Origin of the sequence: Burkholderia sp. BCC0044, from assembly GCF_902832955.1 — a bacterium.
GTDB lineage: Bacteria > Pseudomonadota > Gammaproteobacteria > Burkholderiales > Burkholderiaceae > Burkholderia.
Genome location: NZ_CADFDO010000004.1, coordinates 824,476 through 839,321 on the forward strand (window position 1 = coordinate 824,476; position 14,846 = coordinate 839,321).

Here is a 14,846-nt window from a genome sequence, read left to right on the forward strand (position 1 = left end):
GTCAGTTCCTCGTGATGACGTGCGCGAACGGAATCACGTTCGATGGGTGCGCCGCGAGCGGCTCGCCGTCGTCGTGGGCGGCAGCCGGCACGGCCGCGCGTTGCGCATGGCGCGCGCTGCCGCGCAGCAATGCGTGCACGGCGGCGGCGACGTCGTCGACGCTCACGCCGCGCAGGCACGGATGGCCGGGCTGGTTGCACACGCTGCGGTAGCAGTTGCGGCACGGCACGTCGACGTTCAGCACACGGTGCGGCACACGCCACGGCGTGTGCTGCGGATTGGTCAGCGCATACAGGTCGACCACCGGCGTGCCGAGCGCGGCCGCGAGATGCACGGGGCCGCTGTTGTTCGACAGCAGCAGGTCGGCCGTCTCGACCAGCGCGCCGAGTTCGCCGAGCGGCAACACGCCGGCGAGCGGCACCGCGCGCGGCCCCGCCCGTTCGCACACCGCGTCGACCAGCGCGCGTTCGTCCGCGCTGCCCGTCACCGCGATGCCGTCGAACAGCGGCGCGACGGCGGCCGCCGCCGCGCCGAACCGCTCGGCCGGCCAGCGCCGCGACGCGGCGGTCGCGCCCGGATGGACGACGAGCCAACGCGGGCGCGCGGCCGCCGCCGGCCGGCGCACGCCGCCGAAGCGCTGCAACGCGGCCTGCAGGCGCGCGTGCACCGCGCGCCGCGCCGCGTCGCCCGGCTCGAACGCCATCCGCCAGTCCGACGTCTTCGCACCGACCGCACGCACCAGCGCGAGCTGGCGCGCGACCTCGTGGCGCACGTGCGATTCCGGCTCGGTTTCCGGCACGCGGTCGGTCAGCAGTTCGTACGGGTTCTCGCGGCAATGCGCGAGCCGCAGCGGAATGCCGGCGAGCCAGCACATCATCGCGGCGGGCAACGGATTCTGGCTGTAGACGGTGAAGATCACGGCCGCGTCGAAGCGGCCGGCCAGCAGCCGGTCGATCATGTCGAGATCGGCCACCGGATCGCCGCGCACGTCCGGATGCTTGACCCACGGCGCGTCGTAGCTCCACACGTCGTCGACCATCGGCAGATGCTGGGCGAGCGCGGCGCCCGTACGCGACGTCAGCAGCGTCAGCTGGCGATCGGTGCCGCTCTCCTTCAGCGCACGCAGCGCGGGCGTGGTCATCAGCACGTCGCCGATGCTGTCGAGCCGCACGCACAGGATGCGGCGGGCGCGGCTCCAGGCGGTGCTCATCGCCGCACCCACGAGCCGTGCCGGCGCACGGCTTCGCGCACGACGATGTCGGCGGCGAGGTCGATGCGATCGACGACGTGGTGCGGCGTGCGCGCGGCGTTGAGCCGCCACTCGGTCTCGTTGCCGCGGTCGACCAGGATCGTGCCGCAGCGCGCGGTGCGGCCGGCCTCGACGTCGTCGAGGATGTCGCCGATCATCCAGCTCCATTCGGGGACGGCGCCGAGCTCGGCCAGCGCGCGGCGCAGCATGCCGGGGCGCGGCTTGCGGCAGATGCAGTCACAGGTGTAGCGCGGCACGCTGCCTCGCGGGTGATGCGGGCAGTAAAAAAAATCCGCCAGCGTCGCGCCGTTCGCTTCGAACAATTCGGCGAGGCGCTGGCGGACCGCGCCAAGCTCGTTTTCGGTAAAGCGGCCGAGCGCGACGCCCGGCTGGTTCGACACGACCGCCAGCGGCATCCCGGTCGCGCCGAGCGTGCGCAGCGCACGGGCCGCGCCCGGCGCGAGGCGCATCCGCGCGGGATCGACGTTGTACGGCACGTCGTCGAGCAGCGTGCCGTCCTTGTCGAGCAGCACCGCGCCGGGCAGCCGCCCTTCGCGCTTCAGGGCCATGACGTCTCCTTCATCGGCAGCACCATCAGCTCCGGCACCACGGTGCCCGGCGGCTGCGTCAGCACGAAGCGCACGGCGGCCGCGACGTGCTCGGGCGGCTGCAGCGTGTCCTCGTCGATGTCCGGAAAACGGTCGAGCAGGAACGGCGTGCGCATCCCGCCCGCGACGATCGCCGACACGCTCACGCCGCTCGGCCGCAGTTCGGCATGCAGCGCGTGCGACAGGCCGAGCAGCCCCCACTTCGTCGCGTGATACGCGGACGCGTTCGGCCACGCGCGCTTGGACGCAGTGGACGCGATGTTGACGATGTGGCCGCTGCCGCGCGCCTTCATCATCGGCACGGCTGCATGACACATCAGATACGGGCCGAACAGGTTCGTCATCAGCACCTGCTGCCACGCGTCGACGCTCACGTCGTCGATCGGCGCGGTCACGTCGATCGCCGCGTTGTTGACGATCACGTCGAGGTCGCCGAGCGACTCGCGCGCATCGTGGATCACCTGCAGCACCGACGCCTCGTCGCGCACGTCGAGCGGCCGGCCCACCGCCTGCCCGCCGTGCCGCTCGAGCCGCTGCGCGACGGCCGCCGCGCGGTCGCCGTCGAGATCGGCGACGACCACGTGCGCGCCGTACTGCGCAAGCTCTTCGCAAATGGCTTCGCCGAGGCCGCGGCCGCCCCCGGTCACGAGGGCGGTCCGGCCGGCGAGCGGCGGTTTGGCTGGGTCGTGAGTCGCGTTCACCTGCACCTCCTGTCGATGTCGAAAAACCATCCGGCTGACGGCGACACTTGTCGCGACAACCGTCCGTGCATGAGGTACAGCGAAAACCGTGCCGGGCCGCGCGTGCCCGCGCCGCATCGGGCCGCGGCGCGCGCTCGCTGGCTTTTTTATAACCTGCTGTAAAAACGGGTCCGGGCCGCCGCGCCTAGGCGGCCCCCTCAAATCGCGAGCCCGTCGGGCGTCGCCTGCGCGCGGTGCTTCGCGAGCGCGCGCAGGCAGTGCGCGATGCAGCCGGCGAACGCCTCGTCGAACCACGGCTGCGCGCCCGACACGCCGACCACGATGCCGCCGAGCGCGACGCCGCCCCACAGGTTCGTGTCGCCCGCGCGCAGCCGGTACGGTTCCAGCGCCTGCACGACGTGGCCGTCGCGGCCCGTTTCCCACGACAGCCGCGCCTTGGCCCGCGCATACGCGCGATAGTCGGCGTCCCAGTCCTTCGGGTCGGGCAGCGAGAACTCGTACAGGATCGCGTCCTCGAACGCCGCGTCGTGCGGCCCGAGCGCCGGGTCCATGATCACGATGTGCAGGCAGCCGCTGTCGCCGACGAAGTCGCTCTGCAGTGCGGCGGACAGCGTCGGCAGCAGCAGCTCGACGGCCGCCACCGCGGCCTGGCGGTCGGCGAACGCGCTACCGGCGCGACGCGCGTTCAGGGCTGCGGGGGTCGTCGGATTCAGAAGGTTCGGCATGGATTTCTCCGGAGGAAAACGCGAGCGCACGCAACGCCGCGATCAGGTCGGCCGCTACCGCGGGCTTGGTCAGGTACGCATGGAAACCGGCTTCGACCGCGCGTGTGCGGTCGCGATCGCGCGCATGGCCGGACAAGGCCAGCGCCTCGAGCGGCGCGCGGCCCTCGCGATCGCGCGCGGCGTCGAGCTGGCGCACGCGCGACATCACCGTGTAGCCGTCCTCCTCGTCGTCGCCGAGATCGATGTCGCAGACGAGCAGCGCCGGCCAGTCGGCGCGGCGCGCGCGCCACAGGTCGTCCAGCAACGCCTGGCCGGACGCATACGCGTGCACGTCGGCGCCGGCCACCTGCAGCAGCGCGGTGAGCGCGTCGCGCGCCTCGTCGTGGTCGTCCACGCACGCGATGCGCAGGCCGTCGAGCGGCTTCGCGGGCGCCGCCGCGCCGGCCGCCGGATTCGCCGTCGCGCCGCCTTGCATCGACGCCGGCGCCACCGCGCAGAGCGGCAGCGACAGGTGCAGCGTCACGCCGGTATCGTCGCGTTCGCGCACGACGTAGCCGCCCGCCTCCTCGATCGCGTCCTGCAAGCGTTCGAGGTCGATCAGCGACAGTTCGGTCGCGTCGACGCCCGCGCACGCGATCGTGATCCGCGCTTCCGGGTCGTGGCGCGCGGTGCGCACCTCGAGCTGCCCGCCGCTGCTCGCGTCGACCGCGCCGCGGCACAGCTCCCACACGAAGCGCCGCAGCGCGGCCGGATCGGCCTTGACGACGAGATCCTCGTCGGTCAGGTGGCGAAACACCGGCACGCCGCGCTGCGCGGCCGGCTCCATCAGCGAATCGAGCACCTGCGACACGAGCGGATTGATCCGCACCGGCTGCCGCGCGAACTTCGCCTCCGTCCGTTCCAGTTCTCGCTGCTTCGCCTGCAGCGACCACATCTGCGCATATACGCCGCCGCTTTCGAGCAGTTCGTCGTGGGTGCCCTGCTCGACGAGCCGGCCGTACTCCATCACGAGGATGCGGTCGGCATCGACGATCGTCGACAGCCGGTGCGCGATGATGAGGCTCGTGCGATGCTGCGCGACGCGCATCAGCTCCTGCTGGATCGCGCGCTCCGAGCGCGTGTCGAGCGCCGACGTCGCCTCGTCGAACACGACGATCGGCGGCGCCTTCAGCAATGCGCGCGCGATCGCGACGCGCTGCCGCTCGCCGCCCGACAGCCGCACGCCGCGCTCGCCGACGCGCGTGTCGTACGCGTCGGGCAGCCGCTCGATGAACGCGTCGAGCTGCGCGCCGCGCGCGGCTGCGATCACCTCGCCGCGGGTCGCGTCGCGCTTGCCGTACGCGATGTTGTACGCGAGCGTGTCGTTGAACAGGATGGTGTCCTGCGGGACGATGCCGAGCGCGTCGCGCAGGCTGCGCTCGGTGACGAGCCGCAAGTCCTGGCCGTCGATCCGGATCGTGCCCGCATCGGGCTGGTACAGCCGGAACAGCAGCCGCGCGAGCGTCGACTTGCCGGAGCCGCTGCCGCCGACCACGGCGATCGTCTGCCCGGGCTCGATGCGGAACGACACGTCGAACAGGATCTGCCGGCTCGGCTCGTAGCCGAAGTCGACGTGCTCGAACTCGATCGCGCCGCCGCGCACGACGAGCGGCTGCGCGCCGGGCGCGTCGCCGTCCTCGCCCGGCTTGCCGCGCGCATCGAGCAGCCCGAACAGCCGCTCGATGTTCGTCATCGCGTCGTTCGCCTCGCGGAACACAAAGCCGAGCGCGTTCAGCGGCAGGCTGATCTGGATGATGTACGCGTTGATCAGCACGAGATCGCCGATCGTCATCGCGCCGCGCGCGACCTGCTGCCCGGCGAGCAGCATCACGGCCGCGATTCCCGCGCCGATGCACGCGCTCTGCCCGATGTGCAGCGCCGACAGCGCGTACTGGTTGTCGACCCCGGCCTCGCGCCATGCGTCGAGCACGCGGTCGAGCCGGTCGCGCTCGACGTCCTCGCGCGCGAAGTACTTGACCGTATCGACGTTCAGCAGGCTGTCGACCACGCGCGAGTTCGACTCGGCCTCCAGCGCGTTCACGCGCCGCTGGTAGCGCATGCGCCGGCGCGTGAACACCACCGTATACGCCGCGTAGACGGCGAACGTGACGAGGATGATCGCGGTGAAGCCGCCGCCGTACTTGCCGATCACGATCACGAGCACCGAGCCGATCTCGATGGCCGTCGGCACGACCGTGAACACCGCGACGCCGAGCAGGTAGCCGATGCCGACCGTGCCTTTCTCGAGGTCGCGCACCACCGCGCCCGTCTCGCGCTGCGCATGAAAGCGCGCGCCGAGCCGATGCAGGTGGCCGAACGTGCGCACGGTAAACGACGCGACCGTATGCTGCGTGACCTGCACGAAGGTCATGTCGCGCACTTCGTTCAGCGCGTTCGACGCGAAGCGCACCACCGCATACGCGAACAGCAGCAGCACCGGCCACGCGATTGGCTGGCCGGCCGCGCGGCCGAAGCCGTCGACGATGTCCTTGAGCAGCAGCGGCACCGACACGGCCGCTGCTTTCGCGAGCACCAGCAGCACGGTCGCCGCGAGCACGCGTGCGCGGTAGTGCCAGATCGCGCGCCACAGTTCGACCGTGATCCGCAGCCGCAGGCCGCGCGCGTCGCGGCGAGGGCGGCGGTCCCGGCGGTCGCGGCCTGCCGCCGCATCACGGTCCTGAATGGGCGTTTCGTCGATTCCGGTCGTCATGCACGCATTGCTCGCGGTCGGGGGCGCGCGGTTTCACGCACGGGCGGTCAGTGGCGCGATTCGCGTTCGCGGCCGGGCACGACGGTGCCGGGCTCGGGGTCGCTCACGGCAGGCTGGGTCGGCGTGACGGTCCGCTGGTCCGGATGCAGCACCGTGCCCGTATCGTGTTCGCCGTCGCGGCGCACGCGCACGCGGTTCTCGACGTCGCGCACGCCCAGGCAGCCGTCGGCCAGATCCTCGATGTCGTGCTTCATCCAGCGCGCCGGCACCGTGCCGTCCAGCTCGACGCGCCCCTCGCTCACCTGCACGCTGACGTCGCTCACGTCGATCTCCAGCGCATGCGCGAGCCGCTCGCATACGTCCTCGCGAATCCGCTCGTCCGAACGCGTATAGCCTTTCGGCCCGCGGCGATGGCGCAGCGCGTCGCGTTCGGTGTCCGGGCCGAAGCGCGACAGGTCGGGGGCGCTGCCGCCGTAGCGCGGGTCGCCGCGTGGGTCGCCGCTCTCGCGCTCGCCGCCGTAGCGGCCCATCCGGTGCTGGCCGCGGAATTCCGGGCGCTCGCCGCCGTAGCGGCCTTCGCGGCCCTCCGCGCGGCGGCCCGGGTCGCCGTAGCCGCGCTCGGCATCCCGCGCCGGCTGGCGCGCGCCGCCCGGCCAGTCCGGGTCGGCCGCGCCGCGCCGCTGGTCGGCCGGGCGCGCGGCGCGCTCGGTCCATTCGCTGCCCCAGTCTTCCGGGCCCACGTCCTCGCTCGCGAAGCGGCGGTAAGCCGATTCGTAGCCTTCTTCCGGCCACTGTGCCGGGTCGTCCGGGATGCCGCGCTCGCCGGCGCCCCGGTGCGCGCGTTCGTTGCGCTCGTGCCAGTCGGGCGGGCCGCCGCGCTCGCCGGATCGTCCGGGATATCGTCGTTGCATCGTGTCTCTCCTTGACTGCCTGCCCCGCGCACGGCCCCATGCCGTGTCGCGGCGCGCGTCGGTCGGGTGAATGCAAGTCGCGTGCCGGCGCCGTTGCCGGGCCGCGACGGTTGCGCGTCGCAGCACCGCGACGCCGCCAGGCGCCCCAATCTGCAACGCGATTGCAGTTTTTGCGTGGCGGGCGTCACGGCGCGGCGCCGGGGTCGTCCGGATCGTCCAAGTCGTCCAAGTCGTCCGGATCGACCGGGTCGCCCGTCTCGTCCGTCTCGTCCGTGAGGCCGGGGTCGCTCAGCCGCTCGGTGCGGTCCGGCTCGATGTCGGCGCCTTCCTCCAGCGTCGAGTCGCCGTCCGCCGACGCGCGCTCGCCGGTGCCCGCGCGGTCCGTGTCGCTGTCGAGCGACGCGTCGCCGCGTTCCAGCGCGTGGTCGTCGAGCGGCGAATCGACGTCGAACGGATGGCGCCGCGCGCCCGCCGTGTCGCTGCCGCTGTCGGACGAGTCGCTCGGGCCGAGCGCACGGCCGTCGCGGCCGCGGCTGGCGTTGTCGTCGTCCGGGCCGGCCGGTTCGTTGTCGGGGTTCAGGGTACTGTTCATGTCGGCCTCCTTGCATGGCTTGCCCGCTGGGCGAGCGGCCGGATGGCCGCCGCACGGCAGGCGGACTGCACGGTCGTGCAAGCGGCATGCCGCGCCGCCCGGTGCCCGCTGGCCGTCCGTCTTCGTCGTGCGCCTTCTCGTCGCCCGCTGCTCGCTGCCCGACCCGCGTTAGCCCGCTGCTCTCTGCTCTCCGCCCTCTGCCCTCTGCTCTCTGCCCGCCGTGCCCATGTCGACGCCGACGCAGACGCCGTGCCGTCGCCGCCGCCGTCGCCGCCGCCAATGCCTACTGCCGGCCGCCAGCACGACCGAGGGCACGGCCGATGCGCACCCATTGCTCAGCCGAATCGAGTTCCATTATTCTTTCGGTCGTGCCAATTCGATTCACATGGCCGCCGCCGGCAGTTCCGGCGGCGGTCGGGCTGCATTCGCCCGCCTGCATTTCCGATCTGTCCCGATGATGAAAGACGACGCCGCCCCTCCGCTGCATCAGCCCCCGTCCGGCTTGCCGGACGCGCGGGACCTGCTGCACCGCTTCGCCGAATTCCGGTTCCAGACCGTGGTCGAGGCGATCACCGATTACGCGGTGTTCATGCTCGACCCGCACGGCAACGTCGCGACCTGGAACGCCGGCGCGCAGCGCATCAAGGGCTACCGCGCCACCGAGATCGTCGGCCACCATTTCTCGCGTTTCTATCCGCCCGACGCGATCGCGGCCGGCCGGCCGTCGCACGGGCTCGAAGTGGCCGCCACGAAAGGCCACTTCCAGGACGAAGGCTGGCGCGTGCGCCAGGACGGCACGCAGTTCTGGGCAAGCGTGACGATCACGCCGGTATACGACGCGGCGCAGCAACTGTGCGGCTTCATCAAGATCACGCGCGACATGACCGAGCGCAAGCGGCTGGAGGAGCTCGAAGCGTCGACGCACCGGCTCAGCGTGTTCATCGCGACGCTCGCGCACGAGTTGCGCAATCATCTCGCGCCGCTGCGCAACTCGGTCGGCGTGCTGCAGAACCTGCCCGATCCGCCGCCCGCGCTCGTGCAGTGTCGCGACGCGGTGAACCGCCAGGTCGCGCAACTGACGCGGCTCGTCGACGATCTGCTCGACGTCGGGCGCATCACGGCCGGCAAGGTCGAACTCGAGGATCGGCCGGTCACCGTGCGCGACATCGTGTGCCGCGGCGTCGAGAGCATCCAGCCGAAACTGGCGGCGCGCGGGCAGTGGATCCGCGTCGACCTGCCGGACGATTCCGTGGTGCTGCACGGCGACGACGCACGGCTCGTCCAGGTGCTGCACAACCTGCTCGACAACGCATCGAAATTCTCGCCGCACGGCGGCCGGATCGACGTCGGCGCGCGGATCGAGGGCCCGTCGGTGGCGATCCAGGTCGTCGATCACGGCGTGGGCATCGCCCCCGGCGCGCTCGAAAAGATCTTCGACCTGTTCGAACAGGACGGCGCGTCGGGCCGCTCGCCGGCCGGCGGGTTCGGGCTCGGCCTGGCGATCTGCCGGTCGTTCGTCGAACTGCACGGCGGGCGGATCGTCGCCGAAAGCGACGGGCCCGGCCACGGCGCGACGTTTACGGTCTGGCTGCCGATCGTGCGAACGACCGGCAACGACTACGCCCCGCAGCCTGCGCCTGTCGCGCCCGCGCAGCCGGCCGCCGCGCCGTTGCGCATCGTCGTCGTCGACGACAACCGCGACTCGGCCGATACGCTCGCGGTGCTGCTGCAACTGAAAGGGCACGCGCCGCGCGTCGCGTACAACGCGAACGAAGCGCTCGCGCTCGCCCGCGATTACGCACCGCAGTTGATGATCCTCGACCTGACGATGCCGGACGTCGACGGCTTCACGCTCTTGCAGGAACTGCGCGCGATCGACGCGCTGCGCGACACCACCTGCGTCGCGCTGTCCGGCCATGCGCGTGCGTCCGACCTCGAGCGCACCGAACGCGCGGGCTTCGACGACCATCTCGTGAAGCCCGTCGAGATGGCCGTCCTCGACGCGCTGCTGCAGCGCGTCGCACGGCAGGTTCAGGACGCGCCGTAAGCGCGCGCGTTCAGACCATCGCGCGGCACATCGCCGCGCACGCCTCGCATGCGAGCGCGCAGCGCCGGCAATGCTCGTGCGCATGCCGAGAACACTCGGCCGCACACAGGTCGCAGGCATGCGCGCACAGCGCGCAAATGCGCGGCGCGAGCCCGCTGCGGCGTGCCATCGCGCCCGACGCGAAGCGGCACAGCTGCGCGCATTCGATGTCGAGCGCGATGCAAGTGGCGAGCGCGTGCACGTCGCGCTCCGCGAGGCAGGCGGCCGCGCAGGTGTCGCACGCGTGCGCGCAGGCGTCGCACGCGGCCATGCAGTTGTCGTATTGATCGGTCATCGCATTGCTCCCAGGTTCGGTTCGATTCGTGTCGTCACGGCGCGAGCTTCACCTTCATCCAGCCCGGCTCGCGCACGTCGAACGCGCGATACGCATCGATCGCGTTCGTCAGCGGCTCGGTGCGCGTGAGCACCGACAGCGGGTCGAACGCGCCGCTGCGCACGAGCTCGACGAGCGGCGGCGTCACCGTCCGGTGATTGCAGTTGCCCATCTTGATCGTCAGGTTGCGGTTCATCGCCTCGCCGATCGGAAACACGCGCGCGGCCGGCGGATAGACGCCGATCACCGAGATCGTGCCGGCCTTCGCGACCGCGCGCACCGCCCACTGCAGCACCTGCGACGGCCCGTCGCCCGGCACCCAGTTGCGGCCGTCCGGCTTGCGGTGCGGCACGATCGCATCGACTTCCGCATCGAATGCGCGCGCGGCGTCGCGATCGGCCGCGGCCGGCCCGTGCGTCGCGCGCATCGCGTCGACGCCCACCGCGTCGATCACGCGATCGACGCCGATCCCGCCGGTGAGCCGCAGCACCGTATCGACCGGATCGTCCTCGGAAAAATCGACGATCTCGGCGCCCTGTGCGCATGCCATCTCGAGCCGCGACGCGATGCGGTCGATCGCGATCACGCGCCCGGCGCCCATCAGCTTCGCGCTCGCGATCGCGAACTGGCCGACCGGCCCCGCGCCGAACACGGCGACCGTATCGCCCGGCTTCACTTCCGCGAGCTGCGCGCCGAAATAGCCGGTCGGGAAGATGTCCGACATCAGGATCGCGCGATCGTCGTCGATCTCGTCGGGCAGGCGAATCAGGCTCGCATGCGCAAGCGGCGTGCGCGCGTATTCGGCCTGCAGCCCGTCGAACGGGCCCGTTTCTGCCGGCCCGCCGAAGAACGACGTGCCCGCGCGCGGCCCGCCCGGATTCGCGACGTCGCATTGCGCGGTGTAGCCCGCGCGGCAGTAGGCGCAGCTGCCGCACGCGATCGTCGACGGGATCAGCACGCGATCGCCGCGCCGCAGGTTGCGCACGTCGCGCCCGACCGCCTCGACGATGCCGACGCCTTCGTGGCCGAGAATCGTGCCGGGTTTCATCCCACCGAGCGTGCCGCGCACCATGTGCAGATCGGTGCCGCAGATCGCGCTGGCAGTGAGACGCACGACCGCGTCGGTCGTCGCGGAGACTTCCGGATCGGGCACCGTGTCGATGCGAATGTCGCCGATGCCGTGAAATACGACTGCTTTCATGTCAGGCCCTCCTTGTCGAAAGCGGAAACGGTGCATATGACCGTCGAGCCGATCGAGCAAGGCATGCGCCTGTGCAGCGCGCGCGGCGCGCCGCGATGCACGTGCCATGACGCACGCGCCGTGATGCGCGGACAGGAAGCGCTTCGATTTCGGGGAAAGACGGGGGCGGCGCGTCAGTCCGCCGGCGGGCCGCCGCCGTCGTTGCCGATGTTGCCGCTATTGCCGTCACGCGCGTTCGAGATCGCTTCGACGAGCTTCAGTTCGTCGTCGATCGACAGCGTCGTGTCGGCCACTTCGCCGCCCAGCGGCGCGAGCGCCGCGCTCAGCGCGTAGATGTCGACCTGCGTCGCGGCCAGCCCGAGCGACACCGTGCCGGGGCGCGCCTTGCGCGCGACGCGGTCGGTCAGCGCATCGTCCACCGGCCGCTCGCGCCACGCGTCGAGCGACGATTCGATATGCGCGACCACGCTGTCGAGCAGCGATCCGGACGACACGCGGCCCGGATCGACTGCATGCGTGCGCAACTGTCCGTCCGTCGAGCATTCGACGATCACGACACCCGCGAGCGCGACGACGTGCCGGTCGCGCAACGTGCCGAGTTCGGCCAGCACGCGACGCGCCGCGTCGAGATCGGGATAGGACAACACGATCAGCGTGTTCATCAGCGACTCCTTGCAATCGAACGGGCACGCTCAGTGCGGCAGCCCGAACGCGGCCTTCAGGCTCGCGACGATCATCTGCATCGCGATCGCCGCGAGAATCATCCCCATCAGGCGCTGCGTGACGGCCGTCACGCGCGGCGACAGATAATGGCCGATCAGCGGCGCCGACAACAGCGACACGGCCAGCAGCACGAGAAACGCACCGAGCCCGAGCGCGAACGCGAGTTCCTGCGCGGTCGCGACGGCGCTGTGCCCGAGCACGATCATCGTCGCGATCGTGCCGGGGCCGACCAGCAGCGGGATCGTCAGCGGGTAGATCGCGACGCTTTCGGCGGCCGTCGGATCGGCGCCTTCGTCGCTGCCCGGCGCATGCTGGCGGCTCGGTGCGCCATGCAGCATCGACAGCGCGATCAGCAGCACGAGCAACCCGCCCGCGAGGCGGAAATCGTCGATCGTCAAACCGAACACGCGCAGGATCGCGCCGCCCGCGACGGCCGACACGATGCAGCCGACCGTCACGCCGATCGCGGCCGTCAGCGCGACCTTGCGGCGCACGCCGTCCGCTGCGCCTTCGGTCAGCGACAGGAACACCGGGATGTTCGCGATCGGGTTCATGATCGCGAACAGCGCCGCGAATACCTTGATCGAAAAGGTCAGGTCGAAGGCCACAGGGTCGCTCCCGTCACGCGCGGCAAATGACAGGCAGCCGTCGGTTCGTTTTCGATGCGCGGCGCACGCCATGCTGATACGATCCACGCACCACGTTCATTCACGACGGAGGGCCCCGTTCGATGCAAGCCACCGACACTTTCATGGGTCACGAAATTCGCGTCGACGCGACGCGCAACGCGAACGGCGCGTGGGTCGCGCAGGTGCGGATCTTCCGCGACGGTGCGCCCGTCGATCTGCCCGCGCCCGAACTCGTCACGCCCGAATGGCTCACGTGCGACGAGGCGCTGCGCGGCGGCATCGATCAGGGGCGCGTGATCATCCGAACGCGCGACCGGTAACCGCGCGCGGTTCGGCCGCACGCCATCGGCCTGCGTCGCACGATGCCCGTCACGCATCGAAATCGAGGTCGCCGATCAGGATCTCGCGATCGCGCTGCGTCCGGCTGCTGAAATCGACCGGCAACTCCATCTGCCAGCGCTCGATCGTGACCGGCAGCGCCGCGAGATAGCGATCGAAGCGGCTGCGGTCGGGCTCGGCCAGCAGATCGGCGACCGCATCGTCGCGCCACGCGAGCCGCGCGTTCAACCGATTCGGCAGGCCGACCGTCGACGTGAGGCCGATCACGTCGACGCAGGTCGGGCTGCCCTGCCCGTCGTGCGGCACGACGTCGACCTTCACTTCACCGGGCTGATAAAGGCCACGCAGGCGCGTCGCGATGCGCGGCGCGAACTCGGTTTCGAAACGGGCACGGACGTCGGGGTTCATCTCATCTCCCTTCAAGGTTCGGTGGGTATCGTCATGCTGCTTTTATGCCGACGCCATCTGCCGCTCGAGCGCCGCTTCGGCCTTCAGGCTGTCGAGATCGCGGGCGATCGTCACGACCGCGAGCCGCGTGTTGCCGCGCCAATACGCGATCGAGCAATCGTGCGCGCCGAGGTCGCCGTCGATCTCGACGCGATCCCATTGCTCCGCATGCCCGACATAGCGGATCGTCAGGTCGTAATGCTGGCTCCAGAAAAACGGCACCGCGTCGAACGGCCGCTGCTGGCCGAGCATGTTGCGCGCGGCGACGATGCCCTGCCGCTCGGCGACGACCCAGTGCTCGACGCGAATCCGCTCGCCCGTCAACGGATCGGGCCAGCGCGCGATATCGCCGGCCGCATAGATGCCGGGCGCGCTCGTCTGCAGGAAGCGGTCGACCGTCACGCCGCGCTCGACGGCGAGCCCCGCGTCCTGCGCGAGCCCGACGTTCGGATGCACGCCGATGCCGACCAATACGACATCGGCCGGCAGCACGTCGCCGTTCGACAGCGTCACGCTGTCCGGTTCGATCCGCGCGGGCGTCGTGCCGAGATGAAACACGACGCCGTGCGCTTCGTGCAGCGCCTTGATCGTGTCGCCGAGCGCATCGCCGAGCACGCGGCTCATCGGATGCGTATCGGGCGCGACCACCTGCACGTCGAGCCCGCGCGTGCGCAACGCGGCGGCCGCTTCGAGCCCGATGAAGCTCGCGCCGACCACCACGCAGCGGCGCGCGGTTTTCAGCTTCGCGATCAGCGCATCGCAATCGGCGCGCGAGCGCAACGTACAAACGTGCGGTAAATCGGCGCCGGGCACATTCAGCCGATTCGGCTCGGCGCCGGTCGCGAGCAGCAGCGCGCCGTATTCGATACGGCTGCCGTCGGCCAGCTCGACCGCCTGTTGCGCGGGATCGATGCGCGCGACCCGCGTGTTGCAGCGCACGTCGATCCGCTGCCCGGTATAGAACGACGGCGCGCGCAGCGGCAGCCAATCGGCCTCTGCCGTGCCCGCGAGGTAATCCTTCGACAGGTTCGGCCGGTCGTACGGCGGATCGGCATCGGCGCTCAGCAGCGTGATCGGATGCGGATAGCCTTCCTGCCGCAGCGTGACGGCCGCTGCGATCGCAGCGGCACCACCGCCGACGATCACGACCGACGCGGGCAGCCCGGCCGCCTTCGGCGCAGGCGGCACAGTGGCCGGCCGCGCATCGAGTACAACGGCGCGGCCGTCGCGCCGCTCGACGCGCCAGCACGGCAGCCCGTCGAGCGCCGGCGCGCGCTCCATTTCGCCGGTGCGCAGGCAGAACGCCGCGTGATGCCACGGGCAGCGAATCGTGTCGCCGACCACCAGGCCCTCGGCCAGCGGGCCGCCGTAGTGCGGGCATTGCGCGCCCACCGCGAACAGTTCGTCGCCGCGGCGCACGAGCAGCACCGCCGCATCGCCGACATGGCCTTCGATCATCGCGCCGTCGGCGAGATCGTCGAGCGCGATCCCTTGCGTGAGATCGGGGCGTGAGGACGCATCGCTTCCAGTCATGACGTGGCTCCCGAAAAGT

General features: G+C 71.1%; 15 protein-coding genes. 2 read left to right on the forward strand and 13 right to left on the reverse strand.

The window, feature by feature from the left end; all coding sequences use genetic code 11:
* Position 1: 1 nt before the first annotated feature.
* The 7 genes from HWX14_RS26455 to HWX14_RS26485 form a co-directional block, all read right to left on the reverse strand.
* Positions 2–1,210 carry a glycosyltransferase family 9 protein gene (locus HWX14_RS26455; RefSeq protein ID WP_175885286.1) on the reverse strand — a complete coding sequence of 403 codons (1,209 nt, stop codon included), beginning with the start codon at positions 1,208–1,210 and terminating at the stop codon, positions 2–4.
* Positions 1,207–1,818, reverse strand: coding sequence for an HAD-IIIA family hydrolase (locus HWX14_RS26460; RefSeq protein WP_175885287.1), 612 nt, complete (start codon positions 1,816–1,818; stop codon positions 1,207–1,209). The genes HWX14_RS26455 and HWX14_RS26460 overlap by 4 nt, the downstream gene beginning before the upstream one ends.
* Positions 1,809–2,558, reverse strand: coding sequence for an SDR family oxidoreductase (locus HWX14_RS26465; RefSeq protein ID WP_175885288.1), 750 nt, complete (start codon positions 2,556–2,558; stop codon positions 1,809–1,811). The genes HWX14_RS26460 and HWX14_RS26465 overlap by 10 nt, the downstream gene beginning before the upstream one ends.
* A gap of 197 nt (positions 2,559–2,755) precedes the next feature.
* On the reverse strand, positions 2,756–3,283 hold the full coding sequence (locus tag HWX14_RS26470; RefSeq protein WP_175885289.1) for a hypothetical protein: 528 nt from the start codon (positions 3,281–3,283) through the stop codon (positions 2,756–2,758).
* The gene (locus HWX14_RS26475; protein WP_244130345.1) at positions 3,225–6,032 is read right to left on the reverse strand and encodes an ABC transporter transmembrane domain-containing protein; all 2,808 of its coding nucleotides are present in this window, start codon (positions 6,030–6,032) and stop codon (positions 3,225–3,227) included. Before HWX14_RS26475 ends, HWX14_RS26470 begins: the two co-directional genes overlap by 59 nt.
* Before the next feature lie 47 nt (positions 6,033–6,079).
* Positions 6,080–6,943 carry a BON domain-containing protein gene (locus HWX14_RS26480; RefSeq protein WP_175885290.1) on the reverse strand — a complete coding sequence of 288 codons (864 nt, stop codon included), beginning with the start codon at positions 6,941–6,943 and terminating at the stop codon, positions 6,080–6,082.
* Positions 6,944–7,127: 184 nt separating this feature from the next.
* A complete protein-coding gene (locus HWX14_RS26485) occupies positions 7,128–7,535 on the reverse strand; it encodes a chemotaxis protein (RefSeq protein ID WP_175885291.1) in 408 nt (135 codons plus the stop codon).
* A gap of 454 nt (positions 7,536–7,989) precedes the next feature.
* Here HWX14_RS26485 and HWX14_RS26490 point away from each other — a divergent pair, with 454 nt between their 5' ends.
* Positions 7,990–9,582: an ATP-binding protein gene (locus tag HWX14_RS26490; RefSeq protein WP_175885292.1), complete on the forward strand. Its 1,593-nt coding sequence runs from the start codon at positions 7,990–7,992 to the stop codon at positions 9,580–9,582.
* A 10-nt stretch (positions 9,583–9,592) separates the two neighbouring features.
* Here the strand turns inward: HWX14_RS26490 and HWX14_RS26495 are convergent, their stop codons facing one another.
* From HWX14_RS26495 to HWX14_RS26510, 4 genes are all read right to left on the reverse strand, one after another.
* Positions 9,593–9,916 (reverse strand): four-helix bundle copper-binding protein, encoded by a 324-nt coding sequence (locus HWX14_RS26495; protein ID WP_175682225.1) that lies wholly within the window; start codon positions 9,914–9,916, stop codon positions 9,593–9,595.
* Between the two features lie 34 nt (positions 9,917–9,950).
* Positions 9,951–11,156: a zinc-dependent alcohol dehydrogenase gene (locus tag HWX14_RS26500; protein ID WP_124620546.1), complete on the reverse strand. Its 1,206-nt coding sequence runs from the start codon at positions 11,154–11,156 to the stop codon at positions 9,951–9,953.
* A gap of 173 nt (positions 11,157–11,329) precedes the next feature.
* A complete protein-coding gene (locus tag HWX14_RS26505; protein ID WP_175885293.1) occupies positions 11,330–11,818 on the reverse strand; it encodes a hypothetical protein in 489 nt (162 codons plus the stop codon).
* A gap of 30 nt (positions 11,819–11,848) precedes the next feature.
* Positions 11,849–12,487, reverse strand: coding sequence for an NAAT family transporter (locus HWX14_RS26510; protein ID WP_175885294.1), 639 nt, complete (start codon positions 12,485–12,487; stop codon positions 11,849–11,851).
* 122 nt (positions 12,488–12,609) lie between these two features.
* Between HWX14_RS26510 and HWX14_RS26515 the strand changes: the two genes are divergently transcribed.
* On the forward strand, positions 12,610–12,828 hold the full coding sequence (locus HWX14_RS26515; RefSeq protein WP_006481288.1) for a DUF6566 family protein: 219 nt from the start codon (positions 12,610–12,612) through the stop codon (positions 12,826–12,828).
* A gap of 49 nt (positions 12,829–12,877) precedes the next feature.
* Here the strand turns inward: HWX14_RS26515 and HWX14_RS26520 are convergent, their stop codons facing one another.
* On the reverse strand, positions 12,878–13,255 hold the full coding sequence (locus HWX14_RS26520; protein WP_175885295.1) for a DUF5594 family protein: 378 nt from the start codon (positions 13,253–13,255) through the stop codon (positions 12,878–12,880).
* A 42-nt stretch (positions 13,256–13,297) separates the two neighbouring features.
* On the reverse strand, positions 13,298–14,827 hold the full coding sequence (locus HWX14_RS26525; RefSeq protein ID WP_175885296.1) for an FAD-dependent oxidoreductase: 1,530 nt from the start codon (positions 14,825–14,827) through the stop codon (positions 13,298–13,300).
* Positions 14,828–14,846: the final 19 nt, after the last annotated feature.

Excerpts from the sequence above, each read along its gene's own strand:
- HWX14_RS26475 (WP_244130345.1), bottom strand. The coding sequence starts at position 6,032 with ATGACGACCGGAATCGACGAAACGCCCATTCAGGACCGTGATGCGGCG.
- HWX14_RS26480 (WP_175885290.1), bottom strand. The coding sequence starts at position 6,943 with ATGCAACGACGATATCCCGGACGATCCGGCGAGCGCGGCGGCCCGCCC.
- HWX14_RS26470 (WP_175885289.1), bottom strand. The coding sequence starts at position 3,283 with ATGCCGAACCTTCTGAATCCGACGACCCCCGCAGCCCTGAACGCGCGT.
- HWX14_RS26485 (WP_175885291.1), bottom strand. The coding sequence starts at position 7,535 with ATGAACAGTACCCTGAACCCCGACAACGAACCGGCCGGCCCGGACGAC.
- HWX14_RS26495 (WP_175682225.1), bottom strand. The coding sequence starts at position 9,916 with ATGACCGATCAATACGACAACTGCATGGCCGCGTGCGACGCCTGCGCG.
- HWX14_RS26505 (WP_175885293.1), bottom strand. The coding sequence starts at position 11,818 with ATGAACACGCTGATCGTGTTGTCCTATCCCGATCTCGACGCGGCGCGT.
- HWX14_RS26460 (WP_175885287.1), bottom strand. The coding sequence starts at position 1,818 with ATGGCCCTGAAGCGCGAAGGGCGGCTGCCCGGCGCGGTGCTGCTCGAC.
- HWX14_RS26515 (WP_006481288.1), top strand. The coding sequence starts at position 12,610 with ATGCAAGCCACCGACACTTTCATGGGTCACGAAATTCGCGTCGACGCG.
- HWX14_RS26500 (WP_124620546.1), bottom strand. The coding sequence starts at position 11,156 with ATGAAAGCAGTCGTATTTCACGGCATCGGCGACATTCGCATCGACACG.
- HWX14_RS26490 (WP_175885292.1), top strand. The coding sequence starts at position 7,990 with ATGATGAAAGACGACGCCGCCCCTCCGCTGCATCAGCCCCCGTCCGGC.
- HWX14_RS26525 (WP_175885296.1), bottom strand. The coding sequence starts at position 14,827 with ATGACTGGAAGCGATGCGTCCTCACGCCCCGATCTCACGCAAGGGATC.
- HWX14_RS26455 (WP_175885286.1), bottom strand. The coding sequence starts at position 1,210 with ATGAGCACCGCCTGGAGCCGCGCCCGCCGCATCCTGTGCGTGCGGCTC.
- HWX14_RS26520 (WP_175885295.1), bottom strand. The coding sequence starts at position 13,255 with ATGAACCCCGACGTCCGTGCCCGTTTCGAAACCGAGTTCGCGCCGCGC.